The organism is Vibrio sp. 1249-1, from assembly GCF_033340495.1.
The window spans coordinates 1-547 of sequence record NZ_JAWOWJ010001027.1; the positions used below are offsets into that span (position 1 = coordinate 1).

Sequence of the window (547 nt, forward strand, 5' to 3'; positions counted from 1 at the left end):
AATTGTTTCAATGTCTGAAAGGGCAAGGTGAGCGCTGATATTCAAGGTGTTGGCCTTAAACCGCAGTCAAAAATTACGTGTGTTGAGCAATAATCGAAAACAGCTCGTCAACCGTTCTTGCCACGTAATCTGGTTGCACGCTCCAATGCTCTGGCATCGCGCCGCTGTACGCTGCTGCAACGGCAATCACTTTACTTTGGCCACCCAACTGCTGTTCGATGTTGCGTGCGAATTGCGTGTCGGTTTCATGGTCACCGATGTACATCAGCTGTCGATTTTCTGCGTGACCAAAAATCGACTCAACGCATTTGATGCCACTGTACGCATCGGGCTTTTGATGCCCGTTCGAGACGTCATCATACCCGACGATGGATTTAAACGGCGCGCTGATGCCGTTGTCGGACAGCACTCGACGAATATTGCTTTGTGAGTTTTGAGAGCAAATGCCGTGAGGCAGCTGCGCAAACTCTTTAATAACGCCATCAATGCCTTCAAACAGGGTTACTGGTGTTTGGTTCTTCTCTTGATGCTCTGCCCATAAACCGCC

General features: G+C 49.4%; 1 protein-coding gene. It reads right to left on the reverse strand.

Translation table 11 applies throughout. The annotated features are described in order from the left end of the window. Nucleotides 1-73 precede the first annotated feature (73 nt). Nucleotides 74-547, reverse strand: a 474-nt coding sequence (locus tag R7Z50_RS30275; protein WP_318150119.1) for an HAD family hydrolase, incomplete at its 5' end; no start/stop codon positions are given.